Origin of the sequence: Actinokineospora globicatena, from assembly GCF_024171945.1 — a bacterium.
In the GTDB taxonomy this organism is placed as follows: Bacteria; Actinomycetota; Actinomycetes; order Mycobacteriales; family Pseudonocardiaceae; genus Actinokineospora; species Actinokineospora globicatena.
Genome location: NZ_JAMTCR010000003.1, coordinates 120141 through 145433 on the forward strand (window position 1 = coordinate 120141; position 25293 = coordinate 145433).

10 protein-coding genes are annotated in these 25293 nt (G+C 71.0%); 8 read left to right on the forward strand and 2 right to left on the reverse strand.

The window, feature by feature from the left end; translation table 11 throughout:
* The 8 genes from LV79_RS13965 to LV79_RS14000 all read left to right on the forward strand — a co-directional run bounded on the left by LV79_RS13965 (position 1) and on the right by LV79_RS14000 (position 21636).
* Positions 1 to 732 (forward strand): thioesterase II family protein, encoded by a 732-nt coding sequence (locus LV79_RS13965; protein ID WP_253836327.1) that lies wholly within the window; start codon positions 1 to 3, stop codon positions 730 to 732.
* Between the two features lie 38 nt (positions 733 to 770).
* Entirely contained in the window at positions 771 to 3869 is a 3099-nt protein-coding gene (locus LV79_RS13970) for a non-ribosomal peptide synthetase (protein WP_253836329.1), read from the forward strand.
* Positions 3866 to 11431 carry a non-ribosomal peptide synthetase gene (locus tag LV79_RS13975; RefSeq protein ID WP_253836331.1) on the forward strand — a complete coding sequence of 2522 codons (7566 nt, stop codon included), beginning with the start codon at positions 3866 to 3868 and terminating at the stop codon, positions 11429 to 11431. Before LV79_RS13970 ends, LV79_RS13975 begins: the two co-directional genes overlap by 4 nt.
* A complete protein-coding gene (locus tag LV79_RS13980) occupies positions 11428 to 13176 on the forward strand; it encodes a non-ribosomal peptide synthetase (RefSeq protein WP_253836333.1) in 1749 nt (582 codons plus the stop codon). The genes LV79_RS13975 and LV79_RS13980 overlap by 4 nt, the downstream gene beginning before the upstream one ends.
* Complete coding sequence (locus tag LV79_RS13985; RefSeq protein ID WP_253836335.1) at positions 13173 to 16205, forward strand: type I polyketide synthase; 3033 nt, start codon at positions 13173 to 13175, stop codon at positions 16203 to 16205. The genes LV79_RS13980 and LV79_RS13985 overlap by 4 nt, the downstream gene beginning before the upstream one ends.
* 1 nt (position 16206) lies before the next feature.
* Positions 16207 to 17142 carry an SDR family NAD(P)-dependent oxidoreductase gene (locus tag LV79_RS13990; RefSeq protein WP_253836337.1) on the forward strand — a complete coding sequence of 312 codons (936 nt, stop codon included), beginning with the start codon at positions 16207 to 16209 and terminating at the stop codon, positions 17140 to 17142.
* A 67-nt stretch (positions 17143 to 17209) separates the two neighbouring features.
* Entirely contained in the window at positions 17210 to 20260 is a 3051-nt protein-coding gene (locus LV79_RS13995; protein ID WP_253836339.1) for a non-ribosomal peptide synthetase, read from the forward strand.
* Positions 20257 to 21636, forward strand: coding sequence for an amino acid adenylation domain-containing protein (locus LV79_RS14000; RefSeq protein WP_253836341.1), 1380 nt, complete (start codon positions 20257 to 20259; stop codon positions 21634 to 21636). Before LV79_RS13995 ends, LV79_RS14000 begins: the two co-directional genes overlap by 4 nt.
* On the opposite strand, the gene LV79_RS14005 is transcribed toward LV79_RS14000, so the two are convergent.
* Both LV79_RS14005 and LV79_RS14010 read right to left on the reverse strand, forming a co-directional pair.
* The gene (locus LV79_RS14005) at positions 21626 to 22858 is read right to left on the reverse strand and encodes an MFS transporter (RefSeq protein WP_253836343.1); all 1233 of its coding nucleotides are present in this window, start codon (positions 22856 to 22858) and stop codon (positions 21626 to 21628) included. The two genes, LV79_RS14000 and LV79_RS14005, sit on opposite strands and share 11 nt — an antisense overlap.
* 257 nt (positions 22859 to 23115) lie before the next feature.
* Complete coding sequence (locus tag LV79_RS14010) at positions 23116 to 25209, reverse strand: M6 family metalloprotease domain-containing protein (RefSeq protein ID WP_253836345.1); 2094 nt, start codon at positions 25207 to 25209, stop codon at positions 23116 to 23118.
* Between the last annotated feature and the right edge of the window lie 84 nt (positions 25210 to 25293).

Genomic DNA, 25293 nt, shown 5'->3' on the forward strand with positions numbered 1-25293 from the left:
ATGGCGACGCGACCACCGAGGTTCCGCTGGGCGGGGCCGGACACCGCGCCCGCACTGCTGTTCTGCTTCCCGTACGCCGGCGGCGGCGCGTCCTGCTTCGCCCCGCTGACCGGCGGCGACCTGCGCACGGGCACCGCCGTGCTGCCCGGCCGTGAGTCTACGGTCGGCGACGCGACGACGTCGGGCTTGCGGGAATTGGCTGCCGACTTCGCGCACGCCGTGGTGGCGGAGGCGGATCGCCCGTTCGCGGTGTTCGGGCACAGCGCGGGTGCCTTGCTGGCCTTCGAGGTCGCCCACCAGTTGCGCGACCTGGGTGCGGACCCGCCGCTGTTCCTCGCGGTGGCCGCGTTTCCCGCGCCCGATCGGCTGCCGGTGCTCGACCCGGACGCCGACCTGACCACCGCGCTCCCGGCGTCCGTGCGCGATGACCCCGAGACCGCTCTCCTGCTCTTGGCCGCGCTGCGCGCCGATGTCGCGCGGCTGGCCACCTATTCCGAGCCACTCGACCGGCCGCCGCTGGACATCCCCGTCGTGGCGGTGGGCGGCGCCGACGACCCGGGCGTCACCCGCGACGACCTGCGTGCCTGGTCGACCCGGGGGACCGGCGGTTCGGCGACCGTGTTCCCCGGCGGCCACTTCTTCGTCGTCGAGCACCCCGATCCCGTGCGCGCCCACCTGCGCGTCGTCGTCGAGCACCTGGCCGAGGCACGACTGCTGCGGTCCGCCTTCTAGTCACCCTCCGGCGCGCGACTACCCAGCGAGGACATCCCATGACCGGACCTAGTCGGCCCGTGCCGCTGTCCCCCGCGCAGCGGCGGCTGTGGTTCCAGCAGGCCGCGTTCCCCGACCGCGTCCCGACGACCGCCCTCGTGCGCAGGGTCTCGGGCCCGCTCGACGTGCCCGCGCTGCGCCGCGCGGTGACGGAGGTCGTGCGCAGGCACGAGGTCCTGCGCACCCGCTACACCGCGCCCGACGGTGTGCCGCACCAGGTCGTGGGCGCCGCGCGGGATGTCGAGCTCCCTGTGGTGGAGGCGGGAGACGAGTCTGCGGCGCGGAAGGTGATCTCCGAGGTCAGCCGGGGCCTCGACCTGGCGACCGGAGCCGTGTTGCGGGCCGTCGTTGTCCGGCTTGGTGCTGACGACCACGTGGTCGCGGTGGTCGGCCACCACATCGCGCTCGACGGCTGGTCCCTCGGCGTGCTGGAACGGGAGATCAGCGCCCTCTACGGCGGGCGCGGGGTCCCGCCGGTGCCGTTGCAGTACGGGGACTACGCGCTGTGGCAGAACGCCCGGCTGGACTCCCACGACCTGCGCGCGCAGGCGGAGTACTGGACCAAGCAGTTGGCGGATCTCCCGCTGGTCCTGGACTTGCCGGTCGATCGCGTCCGGCCCGACACGCCGATCGGGACCGCCGCGGAGCTCCCCTTCCACGTCCCGGACGACCTGCGCCTGCGGATCGCGCGGGTGGGGCGGGCCAGTGGCGCGAGCCCGTTCATGGTGCTGCTGGCCGGTTTCCACCTGGTTCTCAGCCGGTTCTGCGGGGTCGACCAGCTCGCGGTCGGGTCACCGGTGGCGGGTCGGCGGCGGCCGGAGCTGGAGGGGCTCGTCGGCCTGTTCGTGAACTTCTTGGTGTTGCGGGGAGATCTGGCCGGGGTGCGCACCTTCGCCGACCTGGTCGCGCGAACCCGGGACACGGTGTTGGCCGCGCTGGACAACCAGGACCTGCCGTTCGAACGGGTGGTGGAACTCCTGAGCCCGGAACGGGATGTGCGCAGGCACCCGGTGGTGCAGGTGGCGTTCCAGCTCTTGGACCTGCCGGACGCGCCCGTGCCGTTCCCCGGTCTGCGCACCGAACCGTTCGCCGATGACGCCCTCACCGCCGAGTTCGACCTGGGCTGTTCGCTCGTGCCGGACCCCGCGGGTGGCCTGAGCGGCTCGATCATCTACCGCGCGGACCTGTTCGACCGGGCCACGATCGCGGAGCTGGCCGACGGGTTCGTGGCGTTGCTCGACGCGGCGACGGCGGACCCGGAGGGCGTGTTGCCCGCCGTTGTGGAACACCCGGACTGGAACGACACGGCCGTTGACTTTCCGCGGCACCGCACGATTCCCGAGCTGTTCGCGGAGCAGGCCTTGGCCAGGCCGGACGCGATCGCGCTGGTGTGCGGTCAAGAGCGTCTCACCTACCGGGAGCTGGACCAGCGCTCGTCGGCCATCGCCGGACACCTGCGCGCGCTCGGTGCGGCACCGGAGGTCCGCGTCGGGCTGGGGCTCTCGCGGGGGATCGACGCCGTGGTGGCGATGTTGGCCATCAGCCGGTCCGGGGCGGCGTATGTGCCGCTGGACCCGCTGTACCCCGCCGAACGCCTGGGCTTGATGGTCCGCGAGGCAGGCATTCGGATTGTCGTCACCGCTCGGGAGGTCCACGAGCGGTTCCCGGACGACGTTCGCCGCGTGTTCGTCGACGATGCCCACGGGGCCGAGCCGTTCACCTCGAGTCCGCACCCCGACAACCTCGCCGTCGTGTTCCACACCTCGGGATCGACCGGCACCCCGAAGAGCGTCGAGATCAGCCACCGATCGGTGCTGCGGCTGGTGTTCTGCCGCCGGTGGCCCGAGCACCCGGTCGTGGGGCACGTCTCGTCGGTGTCGTTCGACGCGGCGACCGTGGAGGTGTGGGTGCCGCTGCTGCACGGCGGGACGTGCGTGATCTCGCCGGAGCCGATGCCGACCGCCGCCGGGATCGCTGCGCTGACCCGCGACCACCGGCCGGACGCGCTCTTGTTGACCACCGCGTTGTTCAACACCGTCATCGACCTGGATCCGACCGCCATCGCCGGTGCCGGGCACGTGTACTCCGGCGGTGAGGCGGCGTCGGCTGAGCACCTGGCGAGGGCTTTCGCGGCTGTGCCGGAGGCCGTGATCAGCAACTGCTACGGGCCGACCGAGGTCACGACGTGGTCCACGCTGGACCGGGTGTCGCCGACGATTCGCCCGGATACCGCTCGCGTGTCGATCGGCTGTCCTATTGGGAACACGGTGGCCTACGTGCTGGATGGTGCCCTGCGGCCTGCTCGGGTTGGCGAGTTGTACTTGGCTGGACCGGGTGTCGCGCGCGGGTATGGTCGCTCGGGTCTTACCGCGCAACGGTTCCTGCCCAACCCGTTCGGTGCCGGTGACCGCATCTATCGCACGGGTGATCGGGTTCGGCGACGCCCTGATGGCACGTTGGAGTTCCTGGGTCGTGGGGACGACCAGGTCAAGGTGCGGGGTCATCGGGTTGAGCCTGCTGAGGTGGAGTTGGCGCTGTCTCGTCAGCCGGGGGTCCGCGCGGCCGCTGTGCTCGTCGACAACGACCGCCTGATCGCCTTCGTCGCGCCTGGCACTTTGTCCATAGAGGACATTCGCGCTGGGGTAGCGCTGTCGCTGCCTGACTACCTGGTCCCGTCGGCGATCGTGGCACTCGACGCCCTACCGCTCACCCCCGGCGGCAAACTCGACCGATCCGCGCTCCGCCAACTCCCCGTGACCCCCGCGACGACCTACCTCGCCCCACGCGACGAGGTGGAGTCCGACCTGTGCGCACTGTGGCAGGACGTCCTAGGCCTGGACCAGGTCGGCACCAACGACGACTTCTTCACCATCGGCGGCCACTCCCTGCTCGCGGCCCAACTAGCCGCCCGAATCACCCAACGCTTCGGCGTGGACCTCCCCGTGGTCGAACTCTTCACCCGCCGCACCATCACCGCCCTGGCCACCCTCATCCGCGCCACCTCCCTCGACACCCTCCTCGCCGAGATCGAGAACCTCCCCAACGCCGAGGTCCAACGCCGCCTGGCCACCCTGACCAGAGAGGACACCCCGTCATGACCGGTTCTGCGGAGCGGCTGGCCGCGTTGGACCCGTTGCGGCGGGAGTTGGTGGAGAGGGTGTTGGCGCAGCGGGCTGGGGGGATTGTGGGGGTGGGGCGGGGGCGGCGGTTGCCGTTGTCGTTCGCGCAGCAGCGGTTGTGGTTCTTGGATCATTTGGCGCCGGGGACCGCGTATTACAACATGCCCTATGCGTACCGGGTCACGGGTGAGTTGGACATCCCGGCGTTGCGGTGGGCGTTCAGTGATCTTGTGGCCAGGCATGAGCCGTTGCGCACTAGGTACGAAGTGGACGGTGGGGTCGCGTACCAGGTGATCGACCCGCCCGCGCCCATCGATCTCCCCCTGGTCGACCTCTCGGCATCGCCCAGCGAGGAAGTGGCCAAGACTCTCGCCGACGAGGAAGCGGCCACCCCGTTCGACCTCGCCCGAGACCCCATGCTGCGCGCCCAGGTGCTCCGACTGGCCGACCAAGACCACGTCCTGCTGTTCACCGTCCACCACATCGCCTCCGATGGGTGGTCGGCCGGGGTGCTTGCCCGCGACCTCACCGCCCTCTACCGCGCGCACCACCGCCGCGAGCCCGTCACGCTGCCCGCCCTCCGGGTCCAGTACGCGGACTACGCCGTGTGGCAGCGCGAGAAGCTCACCGACGACGCCACCGCGACCGGACTCGGCTACTGGGTCGAGCAGCTGGCGGGCGCCCCGCTCAACGCCGCCCCGCCCAGTGACCGGTTCCGCCAGGACGTCCCCACCCACCGCGCGGGTCAGGTCATGTTCCGGGTGCCCGCGCGGACCAGGCGGCGGCTCGCCGACCTGGCCGGGTCCGAGGGGGCGACGCTGTTCATGGTCGCGCTCGCCGCGTTCCAGGCCGTGCTCGCCCGGTTCTGCGACGCGCGGGAAGTGCTCGTCGGGGTCCCGGTCGCGGGTCGGACCAGGGCCGAGTTGGAGCCGCTGATCGGGTTCTTCGTCAACACCCTGGTGCTGCGCGGCGACCTGTCCGGCGACCCCACGCCCCGCGAGGCCCTGGCCAGGACCCGGACGGCGGTGCTCGGCGCGCTGGCCCACCAGGACCTGCCGTTCGAGAAGGTCGTCGAGCGCCTGCGCCCGGACCGGGCCGCCGACCGCACCCCGCTGACCCAGGTCGCCTTCCAGCTGATGAACGCCCCGGCCGACCCGCTGCGCCTCGACGGTGCCCGCTGCGCGTCCTTCGCCCACGACGGCGCCCGGACCAGGTTCGACCTGGAGTGCTACCTGTTCGAGAACCCGGCGGGCGTGCTCGACGGCGAGCTGGACCTCGAGGACGGCGACCTCGCTGGGGTGTTCGTGCACAGCGCGGACCTGTTCGAGCACGACACCGTCGCACGCTTGGTCCGCGAGTTCACCGACCTGCTCGACCTGGTCGTCGACCACCCCGACCGCCCCATCAGCGAGCTGCGCGCCTCCCGGGACACGGCCCGGCAGCTGGCGTGGAACGACACCGCCGTGCCGTACGACGGCGACCGGTCGTTGCCCGCCGTGCTCGCCGACCAAGACCCCGACGCCATCGCCCTCGTCCAAGGCGAACACCGGGTCACCTACGCCGAACTGGATCGCCGGACATCCGCGCTGGCCGCACACCTGCGTGACCTCGGCGTCGGCCCGGAAGTCCGGGTCGGGGTAGCCCTGCCGCGCGGGATCGACGCCGTCGTCGCCCTGATCGCCGTGTCCCGGGCAGGCGGCGCCTACGTTCCGATCGACCCGGACTACCCGGCTGGCCGCGTCGAGTTCATGGTCACCGACTCCAGCATCGACATCGCGATCACCTCCGCCGCCCACCAGGTGCCGCTCCCAGCGCGGACCCGGCGCGTGCGGGTGGACCAGCAGTACCCGCCCGCGACCGGTGACCTGCCCAGTCCGCGCCCGGACAACGTGGCCCTGGTCGTCTACACCTCCGGGTCCACCGGTCGACCCAAGGGCGTCGAGGTCACCCACCGGTCCGTGCTGCGCCTGGTGCGCGGCGCCGACTACGCCGACCTCGGGCCGGACTCGACGATCGCGCACCTGGCGACACTGTCGTTCGACGCGGCGACCTTCGAGATCTGGGGCGCCCTGCTGCACGGCGCGACCTGCGCGATCTCCCCGGAGCGGGTGCCGACCCCGGCGGGCCTCGGCGAGCTGTTCCACGCCACCCGGCCCGCCGTGGTGTTCCTGACGACCTCGCTGTTCAACCTCATCGTCGACACCGACCCCACGATCCTGCACGGCGTCGGGCACGTCCTCACCGGCGGCGAACCGACATCCGCGGCGCACGTGGCCAGGGCGTACGCGGCGCTGCCGGACATCGTGATCAGCAACTGCTACGGCCCCACCGAGGCCACCACGTTCACGACCAGCCAGCACGTGCCCCGGGAGGTGGACCCGGCGACCGTTCGCGTGCCGTTCGGCGGCCCGATCGCCAACACGACGGTGTACGTGCTGGACCCCGCCCTGCGCTTGGTCCCGATAGGCGACCCCGGCGAGCTCTACATCGGCGGCGTGGCCCTCTCGCGCGGCTACCAGGGCAGGCCGGGGCTGACCGCCGAGCGGTACCTCCCGAACCCGTTCGCCGAGGGGGAGCGGATCTACCGCACCGGCGACCGGGTGCGGTGGCGGCCCGACGGCACGCTGGAGTTCCTGCGCCGGGTCGACGACCAGGTCAAGGTGCGCGGGCACCGCGTCGAGCTGGCCGAGGTCGAGCAGGCGCTGCGCGGGTGCGCCGGGGTCCGGGCCGCTGTCGCCGCGGTGCGCGAGGACGTGCCGGGGGAGCGCAGGCTGGTCGGGTACCTGGTGCCCGAGGAGGTGCCGGTGGACGCGGGCCAGCGCGGCGACCAGGTGGCCACGTGGCGGGCGATCTTCGACGAGACCCAGTCCCGCGCCGCCGCCGACCCGACGCTGCACCTGGACGGCTGGAACAGCAGTTTCACCGGCCTGCCGATCCCGGAGCCGGACATGGCCGAGTGGGTGGCCGCCACGGTCGCCCGGATCGCCGCGTTCGGCGCCCGCCGGGTGCTGGAGATCGGCTGCGGGACCGGGCTGCTGCTGTGGCGACTCGCCCCGTCGGCGACCGAGTACACCGCCACCGACTTCTCCGCCGCCACCACCGCGACCCTGCGGGACCGGCTCGACCACGCGGGCTTCGACAACGTACGGCTCCTGACCAGGGAGGCCACCGACTTCTCCGGGTTCGCTCCCGGCTCGGTGGACCTCGTCGTCATCAACTCGGTCGTGCAGTACTTCCCGGGCGCCGACTACCTCGCCGAGGTCGTCCGCCAGGCCGTCACGGTCGTCCGGCCCGGCGGCACGGTGTTCGTCGGTGACGTGCGCGGATACGGCACGCTGGAGGCCTTCCACACGGCCGTCGTCCTGGCCAAGGCCCACGAGGGCGACCCGGCGGCGATCCTGCGCCAGCGCTTGGCGGCTGAACTCGCGGATGAGACCGAACTGGTCATCGCTCCTCGCCTGTTCCGAGAGGTGGTGGCGCGCACCCCTGCTGGTGGTCGAGTGGACGTGCTTCCCAAGCACGGTCATGCCGTTACTGAGATGAACCTCTACCGCTATGACGTCGTCATCACCGTCGGCCCACAGGAACCGGGCATTGTTCCACAGTGGACCAACTCGATCGCTGACTTGCAGGCGACGGGCGCTGCTGAGGCTGTTGGTGTCCGGGGAGTGCCCAATGCGCGGGTGACGCGGGATATCGCGGCGTTGCGGGCCATTGGCGACCCGAGTAGCACCGCCACGGCGGGGCGGTTGCTGGCCAGCGACCCGACCGGGATGCACCCGGAGGAGCTGTGGGCGCTGGAAACCGGGCTCGAGGTGTTGGTGCGGATCTCGGACCTGGGTGAGGACTTGCTCGACGTCGTCCTGGCACGCCCGGACGTGGCGGATCGCATCGAATTCCCCTCCACGCCACCAGGCCCGGACTTGTCGCTCGCTGAGTTGACCAATGACCCCTTGCGGGCACGCCGTCGTCGCGACGCCGCGAGTGCCCTGATCCCGGCGGTGCGAGCCGAGTTGGCGGGCGCGGTGCCCGGCTACCTCATCCCGACCGAGTTCGTCCTGCTGGACGCGATCCCGTTGACCGCGAACGGGAAAGCCGACCGACGAGCACTGCCCGCGCCCGGCGACGACCCGACGAGTGGGCACCGGCCACCGCGCACACCGGTGGAGTCGGCCTTGGTCGACATCTGGCAGGCGGTCCTGGGTCGGACCCGCGTCGGCGTCGACGACGACTTCTTCGCCCTGGGCGGCCACTCCCTGCTGGCCATGCAGGTCCTGTCGCGGGTGCGGACCGTGTTCGACGCCGAGATCCCGTTGCGCGACTTCATGGATGGCCCGACCGTCGCGGACCTGGCGGCGAGTCTGCGCGACGCCAAGGGGTCCGGTGTCACCCCGCCGCGCCCGGTGTCACGCGACCGCGTGCTGCCCCTGTCGTTCGCCCAGCAGCGGTTGTGGTTCATCGACCAGCTCCTCCCTGGGTCGCCGCTCTACCACATGCACGTCGTGCAGCGGCTCACCGGAACCCTCGACATCGACGCGCTACAGCACGCTCTGACCGCGGTCGTCTCGCGGCACGAAGTCCTGCGCACCCGGTATGTCGAGGACGACGGCGTCCCACGACAGATCGTCATGGCCGCGCCGGACCCGATGCCGCTGCTGGTGGACGAGGTGCCGGACAGCGAGATCCGAGCGAGGGTCGACGAGGAGATCGCCCGGCCGTTCGACCTCAGCGCCGACCTCGCGATCCGGGCCCACGTGTTCCGGATCAGCGCGACGGACCACGTGCTGGTGCTCGTGACCCACCACATCGCCTCCGATGGCTGGTCCGCCGGACTGTTCAACGTCGAACTCGCGGAGGCATACCGGGCCGCGCTGGCCGGAGAACCCGCCACGCTCCCCGAACTCCCGATCCAGTACGCCGACCACGCCGTCTGGCAGCGCGAGCAGTTCCAGGGCCAGGCCCGGGAACGCCAGTTGGCGTACTGGACGCAGCGCCTCCACGGCTTGCCGACCAGTGTGGACCTGCCCACCGACCACCCGCGTCCACCGGTGTTGGCCGACGCGGCCCGCAGTCACGTGTTCCGGATCCCCGCTGAGCTGCGCCGCCGGGTCGCTGATCTCGGCGCCGAGGCTAGGGCGACGGTGTTCACCGTGCTGCTGGCCGCCTACCAGGTGCTGCTCGGCAGACACAGCGGCACCACGGACGTCCCGGTCGGCACCCCGGTCGCCGGGCGGCCCACCGGGGAGTCGGAGAAGCTCATCGGGCTGTTCGTCAACACCCTGGTCCTGCGCGCGGACCTCTCCGGCGACCCGGACTTCCGCGAGGTGCTGGCCCGCGTCCGCGAGGACGTGCTCGGTGCGTTCGCCCACCAGGACTTGCCGTTCGAGCAGTTGGTGGAGCGTCTACGCCCGGAGCGCGACCAGAGCCGCCACCCGCTGGTGCAGGCCCTGTTCCAGCTGATGAACGCCCCAGGGGAGCGGTTCGCCCTGTCAGGTCTGGTCGCCCGGGCGTTCGCGGGCGGTAGTACCCGGTCGGACTTGGACCTCCAGTGCCACCTGTTCGAGAACCCCGCGGGTCTGCTCGACGACGCGCCGGGTGTCCACTTCGACCCCGGCGACATCGGTGCCGTGCTGATCGGCAACGCCGCACTGTTCACCGAAGACACCCTGCGGCGCTGGGCGGAGCACTACCTGCGATTGCTCGACGCGGTGGTCACGGACCCCGGCCTTGCCATCTCCGCCGCGCCGGTACTGTCCGAACGGGACACGGCTGACTTGCTGGCGCTTGGCCGGGGACAGGTCGTCGACCTGCCCGGCAGCACAGTGGTCGACGAGTTCCTGGCGCACGCGGCGGCCACTCCAGACGCCGTCGCCGTGCGCGACGCCACCGGCGAGACGACCTTCGGTGAACTTGCCGGTGACTCGCTGGACCTGGCTCACCACCTGCGGTCGCTAGGGGTCGCCGAGGAGCACGTGGTTGCCCTGTGGCTGCCCGCCGGGCGCGACTTCGCCCGCTCCATCCTCGCGATCTTGCGAGCCGGTGCCGCATACCTCCCCATCGACCTGCGCCAACCCGAGTCCAGGGTTGACGCGATGGTGACGGACGCGGGCGCTCGTGTGGTCGTCACCACCAGTGAGCACGCGGACAAGCTGCCCGAGGGGGTGGAGGTCGTCCTGCTCGATCGTGACCCGATCACCGCAGGCCAGACCACTCCACCGGAGATCACGCGCACTGGGGGGTCCGCCGCGTACGTGATCTTCACCTCTGGTTCCACCGGTCGACCGAAGGGCGTGCAGATCCACCACAGTGGACTGTCCAATGTGATCCAGTGGCACCGTGAGCACCTCAACCCCGGCCCGGGCGCGGTGGTCAGCGCCGTGTCGTCGATCGGGTTCGACATCTCGGTGTGCGAGATCTGGATGAGCCTGACCTCCGGCGCCACGCTGGCGTTCGCGGGCGACGAGGACCGGCAGTCGCCGACCGCGCTGCTCGACTGGCTGGCGTCGACCGGTGTCACCCACGCCTTCCTGCCCACGCCGGTCTTCGAAGTGCTCGCCGACCGGCTCGTTGCCGCGGTCCCGACCCTGGTCGAGGTGTTCACCGGCGGCGACGTGCTGCGCAGGCTGCCGGTCGAGCGGGGGACCGTGCGGTGGCGCAACGAGTACGGCCCCACCGAGTGCAGCGTCTTCGCGACCCAGACGCTGATCGGCGCGGACATCCCCACCGTCGGATCGCCCATCGGCACAGCGATCGCCAACACTGACTTGTTCGTGCTCGATGGCCAACTGAGACTGGTCCCGCGAGGCGTCCCGGGGGAGCTCTACCTGGGTGGCGTCGGTGTCGCCCGTGGCTACATCGGACAGCCAGGCCTTACCGCCGCTCGGTTCGTTCCCAGCCCGTTCGGCGACGGTGCTCGCCTCTACCGCACCGGGGACCGTGCCCGCTGGTCGCCGGACGGGACCCTGGAGTTCCTGGGCCGCACCGACAACCAGGTGCAGATCCGCGGCTTCCGGGTCGAACCGGCGGAGGTGGAGGCCGCCCTCATGCGCCACCCCGGGGTGGACGGCGCCGTGGTCAAGGCCGAGCCGGACCACCAAGGCACCCCACGACTGGCCGCTTACGTCGTCCCGACCGAAGACGACGTCACCCCGGCTGCACTGCGGTCGCACCTGACCGAACACCTCCCGCACTACCTGGTGCCCTCGGTCTTCCGCCTGCTCGACGCGTTCCCCCTGACCAGCAACGGAAAGCTGGACCGCCGCGCCCTTGTCGGCGAGACGGTCGTGGTGGAACCGTACGTCGCCCCACGCGACGACATCGAGTCCCGCCTGTGCCACATCTGGCAGGAGACCCTGGAACTACCCAAGATCGGCATCAACGACAACTTCTTCGCCCTCGGCGGCCACTCGATGATCGCCGTCACCGTGGTCACCCGGATCCGCGCGGAGCTAGACCCCGGGTTGCCCCTGGTAGCCCTGTTCACCAACCCCACAGTGGCTGAGCTGGCCGCGCAGATCAGTGAGGGGGCGAGCCCAAGATGACCACACTCGTGACGGAGTTCGCGGCTCAGGTCGAGCGGGACCCGGACGCGCCTGCCGTTCGTCATGACGGTGTCGACCTGAGCTACCGGGAGTTGGACGAGCGCGCCGACCGGCTGGCCGGGCACTTGGCCGCGCTCGGTGTTGGGCCTGAGCGGGTTGTCGCGGTGTGCCTGCCCCGGTCGCCTGCGTTGCTTGTCGCGTGGCTTGGGGTGCTGAAGGCCGGTGGGGTGTTCCTGCCGCTCGACCCGGACTATCCGCCCGCTCGGATCGAGTTCATGCTGTCCTTCGCGCGGGCACCGTTCCTGATCACCGACCAAGCGCTGGTCGTCGCTGAGGGCACGGTGGTCGTGGCGCCGGATGCCCGAGGGGCCACAAGGACCCCGGTCGCCGCGCTGCCCGAGAACCTGGCGTACTGCGTGTTCACCTCCGGGTCGACCGGGGTGCCCAAGGGCGTGCAGCTGACCCGCGCGGGCGCGGTCAACCTGCTGGCCGGGCAACGCGAGGTCGTCCGCTCCGGACCGGGCGACCGGATCTTGCAGTTCTCGCCGCTCAGCTTCGACGCGTTCGTGTGGGAGGTGTCGATGGCGCTGCTCACCGGTGCCTGCCTGGTGCTACCGACCGCCGAGCAGCGTCACGGTGAGTTGGTCGAGTTCGTCGTGGCCGCCGGTATTACCGTCGCCACCCTGTCACCCTCCACTGTGGTCGGAATCCCGCTGGAGGACACCGGCCTGAGAACGCTGGTTTCCGCGGGTGAGCCGTGCGGCATCGACCTGGCCGAGCGCTTCGCCGACCGGTTCGAGTTCCTCAACGCCTACGGGCCCGCGGAGGCCACCGTGTGCGCGACGGTCGCCCGGGTGCGCGGCGACCAAGTGCCGACGATCGGCACCGCTGTCCACGGAGTCACCATCCACGTGCTCGACGCCGGTCTGAACCTCGTGCCCCAGGGGACAGCAGGAGAGATCTACCTCGGCGGCGCCGGGCTCGCGCGCGGCTACCTGCACCGACCCGCGCTGACCGCCGAGCGGTTCCTGCCCAACCCGTTCGCCGACGGCCAGAGGCTCTACCGCACAGGCGATCGCGGCCGGGTGACCGACACCGGCGAGGTGGCGTTCCTGGGCCGTGTCGACCACCAGGTGAAGATCCGGGGCCAGCAGGTCGACCCGCTGGAGCCGGAGAACGCACTGCGCGAGCACCCATTGGTCCGTGCGGCGTCAGTGAGCGCGGTGCGCGACGCCGACGGTGGCCACCGCCTGGTCGGGCACGTAGTGGGCGATGTCGACGAGGCTGGACTCCGCGCCCACCTGCGGACGCGATTCCCGGAGTACCTCGTGCCGACCGCGATCCTGGTGCTCGACACGTTCCCCCTGACCCCCAACGGAAAACTCGACCGCGCCGCGCTCCCCATGCCCCGGTGGGCAAACCCGACCGCCGCTCCGGACGCCGAGCACGGCACGACCGGTGAGGTGCGCCGGACGCTGATCGAGATCCTCGTCGACGTGCTCGGTGTCCCCGACATCGGCCCGCACGACCACTTCTTCGACGACCTCGGCGGCGACTCGCTGCGCCTGGTCCGCGTCCGCCAGCAGATCAGCAGACGACTGGGCCGCAAGCTCGACATGGCCGCGTTGTTCGGCAACCCGACCCTGGCCACCCTGACCGCGCACCTGACCGCCGACGCGGGGCAGGCGCCGTCGGGTGGCGCCGAACGGGCGGGCAAGCGGCTGGCGCGGAGGCGGAACCGGTGAGCCCCGAGACGGAAGGCCGGATCGCGATCACGGGGATGGCCTGCCGGTTCCCGGGCGCGCGCGATGCCAGCGAGTTCTGGGACCTGCTCGTCTCGGGCCGTAGTGGGATCACCCGGTTCAGCCGCGACGAGTTGCTCGCCGAGGGCGTCGACGCGGCGGAGATCGACCACCCCGACTACGTCGCGGCCGCTGCCGATGTGCCCGGCATCGACCTGTTCGACGCGAAGTTCTTCGGCTGCACCGACAAAGCGGCCGGGCTGCTCGACCCACAGCACCGCCTGTTCCTGGAAACCGCGTGGGCGGCGCTGGAGGACGGAGCCTGCGACCCAGCGGCCTTCTCCGGCTCGATCGGTGTGTTCGCGGGCCAAGGCTCCGACGACTACCGGCGGCTGCTCGGCACTGACCCGACCGTGGCGAGCACCTATTCGCCGAAGCTGCTCGACCTCAGCACCGGCAAGGACTTCCTGGCCACTCGGACGGCGTTCTCGCTCGGCCTCACTGGTCCCGCGATCACCGTGCAGACCGCGTGCTCGACCTCGCTGGTGGCCGTCCACCTGGCGTGCCAGAGCTTGCTCAACGGTGAGTGCGACACCGCCCTCGCAGGCGCCGTCGCGTTGCGCGCACCGCAGGGCCGGGGCTACCTGCGTGACGAGGGCATGGCCTCGGACGACGGGCACTGCCGTGTGTTCGACGCTGATGCCAACGGAAGCCTGCCCAGCGGCGGTGTCGGCGTGCTCGTGCTCAAGCCCCTGGCCGATGCGTTGGCCGACGGTGATCCGGTGCACGCGGTGATCCTCGGGTCGGCCGTCAACAACGACGGATCCGGCAAGGTCGGCTTCAGCGCGCCGGGTGTGGACCGGCAGGCCGCCGTGATCGAGGAAGCGCTGGCCGTGGCGGGGGTGCCCGCGGAGTCAATCGGCTATGTCGAGGCGCACGGGACTGGGACGCCGCTGGGCGATCCGATCGAGGTGGCCGCGCTGGCCAGGGCGTTCGGGCCGCTGCCCGCGGAGTCGTGCTGGCTGGGGTCGGTGAAGAGCAACATCGGGCACGCGGACGCCGCCGCGGGGATGGCCGGGTTGGTCAAGGTCGTGCTGGCGTTGCGCCACGGCGTCGTTCCGCCCAGCCTCGGGTTCCGCTCGGCCAATCCGGAGATCGACTTCGCCGCCACGCCGTTCCGGGTGCTGACCGAGACGGCGCCGTGGCCACGAGAGCCGCGTCGGGCTGGGGTCAGCTCGTTCGGGATCGGCGGGACCAACGCGCACGTCGTGGTCGAGGCCGCGCCGGTTCGCCCTGATCCGTCCACATCGGATGGTCTGGAGTTGTTGGTGCTCTCCGCGCGCACCCCGACCGCGTTGGCCGCCCGGCGTGAGGATCTCGCGGGCTTCCTGCGCACGGGTGCACCGGACTTGGCGGCCGTCGCGCACACGCTTCGGCGCGGTAGAGCCGAGTTCGGCTACCGGACCGCGATCGCGGCGGTTGATCGTGCGGACGCGGTCGAGCAGTTGGCCGCGGCGAGCGGTCACGCCGCACCCGATGACCCGCCGGGGGTGGTCTTCCTCTACCCGGGCGGGGCCGCGCAGCACGCTGGCATGTCGGCCGGGCTCTACCAGGGCGAACCGGTCTTCCGGGCAGCGGCGGACGAGCTTCTCGACCTGCACTCGTCGCCAGCCGTTGACGCGCTGGTCCGTGGCGGTGACGTTCCCGAGGGCGGGGCGACCGCGCCGGGCTCCGCCCTGGTCGGCCTGTTCATCGTCGAGTACGCGCTCACCCGGCTGTGGGAGTCGTGGGGGGTGCGCCCAGCCGCGGTGCTCGGCCACAGCAGCGGTGAGTACGCCGCTGCCTGCGCCGCTGGGGTGCTGACCCCGGCGGACGCCCTGCGCGTCGTGGTCTTTCGTGGCAGCCGGATGGAGGATTTGCCGCCGGGGCGGATGCTGGCGGTGCCGCTGACCGAGGTCGAGGTGCTGGACCGGCTCGCTGATAGCCCGGAACTCGTGGTGGCGGCGGTCAACGCGGCCGAGTCCGTGGTGGTCGCCGGACCGCACACCGCCGTCGCCGCCTTCGCTGCCGCACTGACCGCTGATGGGGTCGACGCCCAGGTCGTCGGCCTCGATGTCGCCAGCCACTCACCGCTGGTCGAGCCGATCCTGCCTGCTCTGGCCGACCTCATCGGCGAACTCCCGTTGCGGCCGCCCACGCTTCCCGTCGTGTCCGGGGCCACCGGCCAGTGGAGCGATGACCTCACCACCCCGGAGTACTGGGTCCAGCACCTGCGCGGGCCGGTGCGGTTCCGTGACGCCATTCAGACCCTGCTCGCCGCAGGCCACCGGACGTTCCTCGAGGTCGGGCCTGGCCGGATGCTCACGTCGCTGGCCCGCCGCAACGCCGATGGGGCCTCGGGTGTGGTCGCTGTGTCGTCGTTGCCGCACAGCGCCGACACCCGTCCCCAGCCGGTCGTGTTCCGCGGTGCCGTCGGGGCGTTGTGGTGCGCGGGGGTGCCCATGACCTGGCCGGAGACGGACGCGCGGTCGGTGCACCTACCCACGTACCCGTTCGACCGCCGCTCCTTCTGGGCTCCTGCCCACCCCCACTCGTCCAGCCCGCTTGATCCGCCCAGTCCGCCCGGGACGCGACCGACGAGGACCAGCGCCATGAGCACACCGAGCAGCACCGCCGATCTGGACGGGGTCCGCGCCGACCTGCGGAAGGTGGTGAGCGACTTCCTCGGCGGCGCCCCGGAGGAGATCCCCGGGAACGTGACCTTCCTCGACCAGGGCGCGGACTCCCTGGTCATCGCCCAGTTGGCCAGGGCGGTGGGGGACCGGTTGGGGGTGCGCATCCCGTTCCGGCAGTTGCTGGTCAAGTACCCGACGGTCGACACGCTCGCCGTCCAGGTGCTGAGCCTGCGGCCCACCGAGCAGGTGCCGGAGCCGGTGGAACCCGAAGAGCCCGCCCCGTCGGTGGTCACCGTGGTGCTGGCCCAGTTGGAGCTCATGCGGGAGCAGCTCGCGGCGTTGCGGGAGAGAGGCTGACATGGGGGCGTTGCGGGGCAAGGTCGTCGTCGTGACCGGGGCGGCGGGCGGGATCGGCGGGGCCATCTGCCGCCTGCTCGCCGCTGAGGGGGCGCGGCTCGTGGTCAACGACCTCGGGTGCGACTGGGACGGGGAAGGGGAGGACCCGTCGGTGGCGGCCGCGGTGGCCGCTGACCTCACCGCGTCCGGCGCCGAGGTGGTGGCGCTGTCCGGGGACACCACCCGGCCGGACGTCGCGGAGGCGCTGGTCGCCACGGCGGTGCGGCACTGGGGCAGGCTCGACGGGGTGGTCAACGCGGCGGGGACGCTGCGGGACTGGATGTTCCACAACATCCCGCTGGAGGACTGGCAGCACCTGCTCGGCATCCACCTGACCGGCCCGTTCCTGCTCGGCCAGGCCGCGTGCAGGCACTGGCGGGCGGAGGCGGGCGAGGGCAGACCCGTGGCCGGTCGGATCGTGAACACCACGTCCGTCGCGGGCCTGCTCGGCAACCCCGGGCAGTCCTGCTACAGCGCCGCCAAGGCCGGGGTCGCCGCCCTGACCCGCGTCGTCGCCATGGAGATGGCTCCCTACAACGTCACGGTCAACGCCATCGCCCCGTCCGCCCGCACCAGGATGACCGAGAACTCGACCGCCCTGCCCGACGCCGACCCCACCTGGGACCTCCTCAGCCCCGACAACACCGCCCCCCTCGTCGCCTACCTCCTCACCGACGCCGCCGCCCCCATCACCGGCCAGATCTTCGGAGTCTTCGCCGACGTCATAGAACTCTACGAAGGCTGGACCCCCACAGCCGTCGCCCACAACGGCACCCCCTGGACCCTCCCCACCATCCACACCCGCCTCCCCGACCTCTTCACCCACCACCCCCGCTCCTACACCGGCCCCCTCACCACCCCCGCCATGACCGCCCTCTTCGGCCCGGACAACACCTGATGCCGCCCGCCGTGTGGTGCGAGATATGGGTGTCCGAGGTGTCCGTGTTCGGTTTGGGGGGTTGGTGATGGCTGTGCCGTTGCGGGTGCCGTTGAGTGATGCGCAGCATGAGGTGTGGTTGGCGGCGCAGTTCGGGGATCAGGCGAACGCGGCTTACAACTGGACGTGGTTGTTGCGGGTGCGGGGGGTGCTGCGGCGGGACGCGGTGGTCGCGGCGGTTCAGGCGCTGGTGGATCGGCATCAGGCGTTGCGGACGGGGATCGCGGCTGGTGGGGAGTACCAGGTCGTGCACCCGAGGGTGGCGGTCGACGTGCCGGTCGTCGAGTTGGCGAGTCCTGTCGGGCTGGCGACGGTGGTCGCGGCGGCGGAGAACCGGCCGTTCGACCTGGCCACCGCCCCGCTCGCGGCGTTCCAGCTCGTCGCCGTCGCCCCCGATGAGCACGTCCTGGTGGTCACCGCGCACCACGTCATCGCGGACGGGTTCTCGCTAGGGGTGATCTTCGACGACCTCGCCGCCCTCCTGCGCGGGGACGAGCTGACGGCCGCGGGTTCCTTCGCCGATCACCTGCGCTGGCGGCGGTCGGTGGAGCGCGCGCACGAGATCGCCGACGCCGAGCGCTACTGGGCCGACCGCTTCGCCGACGGCTTCCCCCGGCTGCGGCTCCCCACCGACCTCCCGCCGACCCTCCCCGCGGGCGGTCGGCTCCAACTCCCCGTGCCCCGAGACACACTCGCCGCCGCCAGGGCGCTGGGCAACCGGCACGGCGCGACCCTGTTCACCACCCTCCTCGCCGCGTTCGCCGCCTTCCTCACCCGGCTCACCGGTCAGGACGACCTGGTCGTCGGCGTGTCCACGGCAGGACGGCGCTTCCCGCAGGACGCGCACCTCGTCGCCCACTGCGTCAACCTGCTGCCGGTGCGCCTCGGCCCGACCCGCGGCACCTTCGAGCAGTGGCTGACCGAGGTCCGCGACACCGTGTTCGACGCGCAGGACAACGACCAGGTCCCGCTCGCCCGCCTGCTGCGCCACCTCGGCCAGGTCAACACCCCGAGCGACCCGGCCCTCCCGGTCAGCTTCAACGTCGAGACCACGCGCGCGCCGGACCTCGGGCCGTTCGACGCGGAACTGAGCACCCCGGGCAGCTCCCGCGGCGCGCCAAGGGCCCTGTCCGTCGCGTTCGCCGTCCAGGGCGATGGCGCGGACCTCGACGTCATCTACCGGGCGGACCTGCTCCGCGAGGGCACCGTCCGCGCCTGGATGACCGCCATCCTCACGCTGCTCCACGCCGCCGTCACCGACCCGTCGCTCCCCGTCGCCGACCTCCCGTTGCTGTCCGAAATAGACTCGCGGAACACCACCGTCGACTACCCGTCGGCAGGCGTGCACGAGCTATTCGCCCGACAGGCTGCCGACAATCCCGATGCTGTCGCCGTAGTGTCCAATCAGGACGACTTGACCTATCGTGATCTGGATCGTCGCTCAAGTCGGATGGCCAACCACCTGGTTGAACGCGGAGTGCGGGCGGAGGGCGTGGTCGGCGTCCATCTGGGACGCTCGGCTGACCTCGTCATCGCCTTCTTGGCTGTCCTCAAAGCCGGAGCCGCCTACCTCCCGCTCGACCTCGCCTACCCTCCCGAACGCCTGTCCCGCTTGGTCGCCGACAGCGGCGTGGAGTTCGTCATCGCCGCGACAGACCCACCGCTGCCCGGAGTGACCTGGGTACCCGTCGACACCCCCGGCACCGCCGAGCTGTCCGTCCCCCTGCGCTCGCCCGACCAACTCGCCTACATCACCTACACCTCAGGCTCCACCGGTCACCCCAAGGGCGTGATGGTGCCCCACCGCGCCGTGGTCCGGTTGCTGGAACCGATGAGCTACGCGCCGATCCACCCGACCGACCGGGTCCTGGTCAGCTCCGCGATCCCGTTCGACGTGCTCACCCTGGAACTCTGGGGCACCCTCCTGCGCGGCGCGACAGCGGTGCTCAGCCCCGACGCCCCGACGGTCGAGGCGCTGGGCAGGTTGTTGCGGGACCAACGGGTCACCTCCGCGTGGTTCATCGCCAGCCTGTTCCACCAGATCGTCGACACCGACCCCCAACTCCTCGCGCCACTGCGCCAGGTACTCGCCGGTGGTGAGGCCGTCGCGGCCCGCCAAGTCGCGTCAGTGGTGAACGCCTTGCCGGGATTGCGTGTGGTCAACGGCTACGGCCCGACCGAGTGCACGACCTTCGCCACCACTTGGACCGCGCCTAACGATTTCACCGGCGCCGAACCGGTCCCCCTCGGCGGCCCGATCGACAACACGACCGTCTACGTCCTCGATCCAGCTCTGCGCCCCCTGCCCGCGGGGATACCGGGGGAGATCTACATCGGTGGACCGGGTGTCGCACGCGGCTATCGCGGCCGAGCAGCCTTGACCGCTGACAAGTTCCTCCCAGACCCGTTCGCGGGCAACGGAACTCGGATGTACCGGACAGGCGACAAGGCCAGGCGACGCCCCGACGGCCTGATCGAGTTCCTCGGCCGGGTCGACGACCAGGTCAAGGTCCGGGGCTACCGGATCGAACCTGGGGAGGTGAGCGCCACCCTCGCCGCCCACCCCGACGTTCGCCAAGCGGTGACAGTGGTGCACGAGGACCGGTTGGTGTCTTACGTCGTGGTCGAGCGGGAACCGGAAGACCTCCGTGCGCACGCGGCTCGAACGCTCCCGGAGCACATGGTCCCCTCTACCGTCGTAGTACTCCCGGAGTTGCCCGTCACCAGGACCGGCAAGGTCGATCGCGCGGCCCTCCCGACGCCCCAGTGGCACAGTGGAGGCGTCGCGCCGCGGACCGACACCGAACGGCTTCTCGCCGGACTCTGGGAGCGGACCCTGGGCCACAGCGGCATCGGTGTCGACGACAACCTCTTCTCCCTCGGCGCCCACTCGCTGCACATCCTGCGGGTGATCTCCCAGATCGCGGCCGAGACCCGGGTGGAGGTCCCGCTGCGGGTGGTGTTCGAGTCGCCGACCATCCGCGCCCAATCGGCCTATGTGGACAACGAGTCCGCCCAGGCGAAGAAGGCGCGCCCCTCCATTCTGGACGAACTCGACGCGATGGGGATCCAGCGGTGACCGTCGTCGACTTGCTCGCGCGCCAAGACCACACGGCGATAGCGGTCGACGCCCTGACCCACGGCGACCTGGACCTCCTGGCACGCCGCTGGGTCACCGCGCTGCGCGAACGCGGTGTCATCCCGGGCGATCGGGTCGTTGTCAGCCTGCCCAGGGGAGTCGACGCACTTGCCCTCGCGATCGCTTGTTGGAGCAGCCGAGCGGTGTTCGTCCCCGTCGACCCGGCATACCCCGACGCCCGCGTCAAGCTGCTCATGGGCGACGCGAAGCCATCCGCCGTGTTCACCGTGGAGGATCGCCCCGGCGCCGTTCCAGCCGACCCGATATCGCCGCTGCCAACGGATCCGGCCTATGTGATCTACACATCGGGTTCGACCGGGCACCCCAAAGGAGTCGTCGTCTCGCACGGCGCCTTCGGGCACTACGTGTCCTGCGCGGTCAACGCCTACCCCGGGGCGACCGGCCTGTCGCCCTGGCACTCCACGCTGGGTTTCGACGCGACGATCACCTCGGTGTGGGTCCCGTTGGCCGCCGGTGGCCGGGTGCACGTCATCCCGGAGTCGACCCCGCTCAGCGGTGTGGAGGGCGTGGCGGACCTGCTCGTCAGCGACTCACCGGTCGGCCTGCTCAAGATCACCCCCAGCCAGCTCGCCGCGGTGACCGACTGGCTCGACGGCGAACGTCCCACCCACCGGATCGGCACCCTCGTGCTCGGCGGGGAACAGGTCTCGCCCTCGCTGGTCGCACCCTGGCTGGATCACGCCGACCTCGTGGTCAACGAGTACGGCCCCACCGAGACCACCGTCGGCGTCACCTATTCCACCCTGACCGAAAAGGACAGTCAGGTGCCCTTGTCGGTAGGACACCCGTTCCCCGGGACCGAGATCCACCTGCTCGACGCGGACGGAAACCCCGCTGACGAAGGCGAGATCTGCGTCGCGGGACCTCAGTTGGCCGAGGGCTACCTGAACGCGCCCGAGGCGACAAGGGCCCGGTTCCGCACGTGGCCCCTCGGACGGCTGTACCACACGGGCGACCTGGGACGCCGGGCTGACGACGGTGGCTTGCGCTGCCTGGGCAGACTTGATGACCAGCTCAAACACCGTGGACACCGGATCGAACCAGGGGAGATCGAAGCCGTCCTGCACGCCCACCCCGGCGTCCGGCACGCGGTCGTGTTCCTGCGAGAGGGCCGCCTCCTCGGATACGCCTCTCGCGCCACGACACCCGAAGGTCGCGCGCTCACTCCACGGGACCTGCGCGCCCACCTCAAGACCTGGCTACCGCGTCACCTCGTGCCCGATGACGTCTTGGTGTTCGACGAACTCCCGTTGACCAGCAACGGGAAACTCGACCGCTCGGCGATCACGCCATGACCGGTGGCCGGTTCATCTGGCGCCACACGGGGAAGAGGAGCGGGGACAGGGTGACCACCAGGTACACCACGCAGACGGACACCAGCGCGGTGTGCAGCCCGGCGGCGTTGACCAGCGACCCGATGAGCAGCGTGCCGACCGGCATGCCCAGCATCGCCCCGGCCGCGCCCACGCTGAGCACCCGGCCGCGCAGGTGCTCGGGGATGCGCTCGTACTCGACCGTGCTCATGATCGGGTTGAGCGCGCCGAAGGTCACCCCGGTCACCGCGATCGCCGCCAGCAGGACCAGGAACGGCGGTTCGGCCACGAGCGCCAGGTACCTGGGCGCGCCGGTCAGCAGGAAGCACACGGTGAACGTCGGCCACCTCGGCAAGCGGGGGCCCGCCCAGGCGAAGGCGATCGTGCCCAGCAGCGCGCCGAGGCCGAAGCCGCTCACCAGGAACCCGAGCTGGAGCGTGCTGTGCAGCACCTGGTCCGCGTAGACGGGGAGGATGACGGTCGCGAAACTGGCGTCGATCGCGTTGGTGGCCATCGTCATCAGGATGAACGCCGACACCAGGCGGTCCTGCCGTAGGTAGCTGAGCCCCTCGCGGAGGTCGGTGACGTAGCGGCGGAACCGGGAGGTCGAGGGGTCGCCGGTGGCCTGCTTGTGCGCCGCGATGGTGGTCAGCCCGATGATCGCCGCGCACACGGCGAACGACGCGGCGTCGATGAGCAGCACGGGCGGCGGCGACCACAACGCGATCAGGGCGCCCGCCGCCGGTCCACCGAGCATCCGCGCGGCCCGGGTGGACCCCTCGTAGGCACTGGTGGCCCGCTCCAGCGCCACCCCGGACCGCTGGGCGGCCAACGGCACCAGCGTCAGCCTGCTCGCGTCCCCGGGCGACCGGCTCAGCCCGAGCAGCAGCGCCAACACGACGATCACCCACAGCCGCAGCAGGTCCAGCCCGTGCAACACCGGGATGAGCGACACCGCCCCGGCGGCCACCAGATCAGCCACCACCGCCGTCCGCCGAGGCCCGACCCGGTCCACCACCGGCCCCGCCAACGCCGACGCCACCACCAACCCAGCGGTCTCGGCCGCCGCGACCAACCCGGTCTGCACCGCACTACCCGACACGTGCAACACGAACCAGGGGATGGCCAACAAGGTCATCCCGGTACCCAACGCGGAGATCGTGTTCGCCACCAGCAGCAGGAGCAGAGGACCACGTCGCCGCACCGGGAAACCCCCAGAGGTGTCGTCAGCCAGTCGGGCCGAGCCTAACGACGGAACCTGTCGCGGGCAACGCCACACCGTTCCACAGCAAGGAGATCGCCTGGGTGGCGCGGTTGAATCCTGTGTGGACTAAAGTTTGGTGCCGTGCCCCGCCACCCTGGGCAAGGCCGTTTCCTGCCGCGGACTGACTCCCAGCGAAAGAAGGGGGTGCGGACCAGTGGTCCGCACCCCCCGAAATGCTCAGCTCCAGGACCTCATCGTCAGTGGCCGACCACCACGCAGGTGGCTGTGGCGGTCACGGCCGGGTTGCTCTCGGAGGTGGCTGTCAGCTTCACCTTCGTCAGCAAAGGCCCACCGTCCCGCTTGACGTTTACCGGGACCTGGACGTCTCGGCCGAACTTCGCCGTGGTCAGGGCGTTGGGCACCTGCACGGTCCAGCCCCGGCCCTCGGCGGTGGCCGAGAGGCGGTAGACGTCACCGTCGAGGTAGGCGCTGACGTCTTCTGGGTGTTGGCCGCTCGGCTTGGCGTTGCGGCCGGTGTTGATCAGCGGGAAGCGGCAGGTCGCCACGCCGTTGGTGCCGGTGCGGGCGGCTGAGGGCAGGACCTTCACGCCGCGGCGCTGCGGGCCCGCGCCGTCGAGGGAGCGGATGGCGACGGTGTAGGACAGGACGCCCTTGGTGTCGCGCTTGACGTCGAGCACGTAGAAGTGCAGCCGGTTGGCCTGGTCGACGAACTCGTACTCGCTGCCCGAGTTCGTGCCCGCGTGGAACAGCGCGTCCGACAGTTGCCGGTAGTCGCCGATGGTGATGGGGACCTTGCGCCCGTCCGGCAGCACGTAGTCGGTCATCCCGATGTCCTGCGGGTTCGCGTCGACCACCCACGCGAACGGCGCCCGGTCCTCGTTCTTCGTCTTGGCGAAGAGCACACCCGAGTCCGGCGTGAACGAGTCCGAACCCATCCGGTCCACGACCTCGACGGTGTAGTTCTCGTACCCGCCGCCGTCGCAGTACGGGTTGGTGGCGATGTCGCACGCGGGGGAGAGGTCGCCCGTGCCGAACGCGATGTTCACCCCGGAGAGCCCCTTGGCGCCCGGCTGCACGGCGCGCGCGGTGACCTGCGCGACCACTGGACCCGACTGGGCCAGCGCCTCCCGCGAGAGCCGCAGCACGTTGCGCTCATCGACGATCCCGAGCTTGATCTTGTTGCGCAGGATGTGCTGCGCGCCCATCGACGCGCCGCCGGTCGCCGGGATGACCCAGCGCGAGTGCGGACCGCCCGGCCCGTTGAACGACCCGCGCGAGAGCATGTCCCAGATGCCGCTGTAGTCGCGGCGCGGTGGGCTGCCGAACGGGTTGTTGTAGTTGTCGCCGATGCCCAGCAGGTGGCTCAGCTCGTGCGCGTAGACGCCCTGCCCCGAGCTCTCCGCCTGCGTCGAGGACCCGCTGCCCGCGTTGGGCCACATGGTCGACGCCGACGCCCACGAGGTCCAGTCCACGTAGCGGGTGCGCGCCCAGTTCGGCAGCGCGTCGTCCGGCGGCCCGAACGCCTCGGTGACGTCCTCCTTGGCCGGGAACTTCATCGACCCGAACTCCTGCCAGGTGCTGGTCTCGTCCTGGCCCGCGGAGAGGAAGTAGACGAAGTCGTACCCGGCGGGGACCTGCGCGCCGACGTCGGCGACCCAGGCGGCCCTGCCGTCGGTGCGCAGGTCGCGGGTGCAGGTGTCGCCCGCCGGGCACGCGGTGCCCGCCTGGAACTCCATGCCGTACTCGTGGTCCTTGCCCGGCACCGTGTAGGGGCCGAACGCCTTGAGGTCGACGCCGTAGCGGCCGCCGGAGTTCTCCATCCAGTACTCGTGCACGGTGTGCCCGTGGTTGAGCGTGCCCGGCTTGTTGAGGAAGTCCTGGTAGTACTGCCCGACCCGGTCGCGGGGGATGTCGTGCGCGTCGGTGCTGGGGTTGCCGAACACCGTGGAGTGCGCGGGTTGGGTCACGACGAACGGCTGGTTCGAGTAGTCCAACAGGACCAGCGCGCCCTTGAACGTGCGCACCGAGCCCTGCGCCGCCGGGTCGGCCCACGTGGTTCCGGGGATCTTGCGGTAGTCCCGCTCCCAGGTCATGTGGTCGGGGTTCACCCAGTTCTGCGGGTCGACGGGACCGGGGAACCCGGCCAGCGCCGCCACCCGGACCTCGTCACGGGTCTGCTGCCACGGCTGCTGTTGCGGCCAGTGGTCGTACTGCCACTGGTTGTCCGGTCCATTCGGTGGAGCGGCGGCCGCCCCCGTGGTGCCTGCGGTCAACGCCGTGACCGATAACAGTGCGGTGATCAGGAGCAGAGGGCGCCTGCTGGGGTACATGCCGCCTCCGAGGTGTCGGTGCGCTCATGCTAACGATCAATGGCGCTGGCGAAACCCTTGCCAGTTAACGGAAATCGCTGTACT

Bases quoted from the DNA above. Each gene is read 5' to 3' on its own strand.
- LV79_RS13975 (WP_253836331.1), top strand. From the start codon at position 3,866: ATGACCGGTTCTGCGGAGCGGCTGGCCGCGTTGGACCCGTTGCGGCGG.
- LV79_RS14010 (WP_253836345.1), bottom strand. From the start codon at position 25,209: ATGTACCCCAGCAGGCGCCCTCTGCTCCTGATCACCGCACTGTTATCG.
- LV79_RS13990 (WP_253836337.1), top strand. From the start codon at position 16,207: ATGGGGGCGTTGCGGGGCAAGGTCGTCGTCGTGACCGGGGCGGCGGGC.
- LV79_RS13980 (WP_253836333.1), top strand. From the start codon at position 11,428: ATGACCACACTCGTGACGGAGTTCGCGGCTCAGGTCGAGCGGGACCCG.
- LV79_RS13995 (WP_253836339.1), top strand. From the start codon at position 17,210: ATGGCTGTGCCGTTGCGGGTGCCGTTGAGTGATGCGCAGCATGAGGTG.
- LV79_RS13965 (WP_253836327.1), top strand. From the start codon at position 1: ATGGCGACGCGACCACCGAGGTTCCGCTGGGCGGGGCCGGACACCGCG.
- LV79_RS13970 (WP_253836329.1), top strand. From the start codon at position 771: ATGACCGGACCTAGTCGGCCCGTGCCGCTGTCCCCCGCGCAGCGGCGG.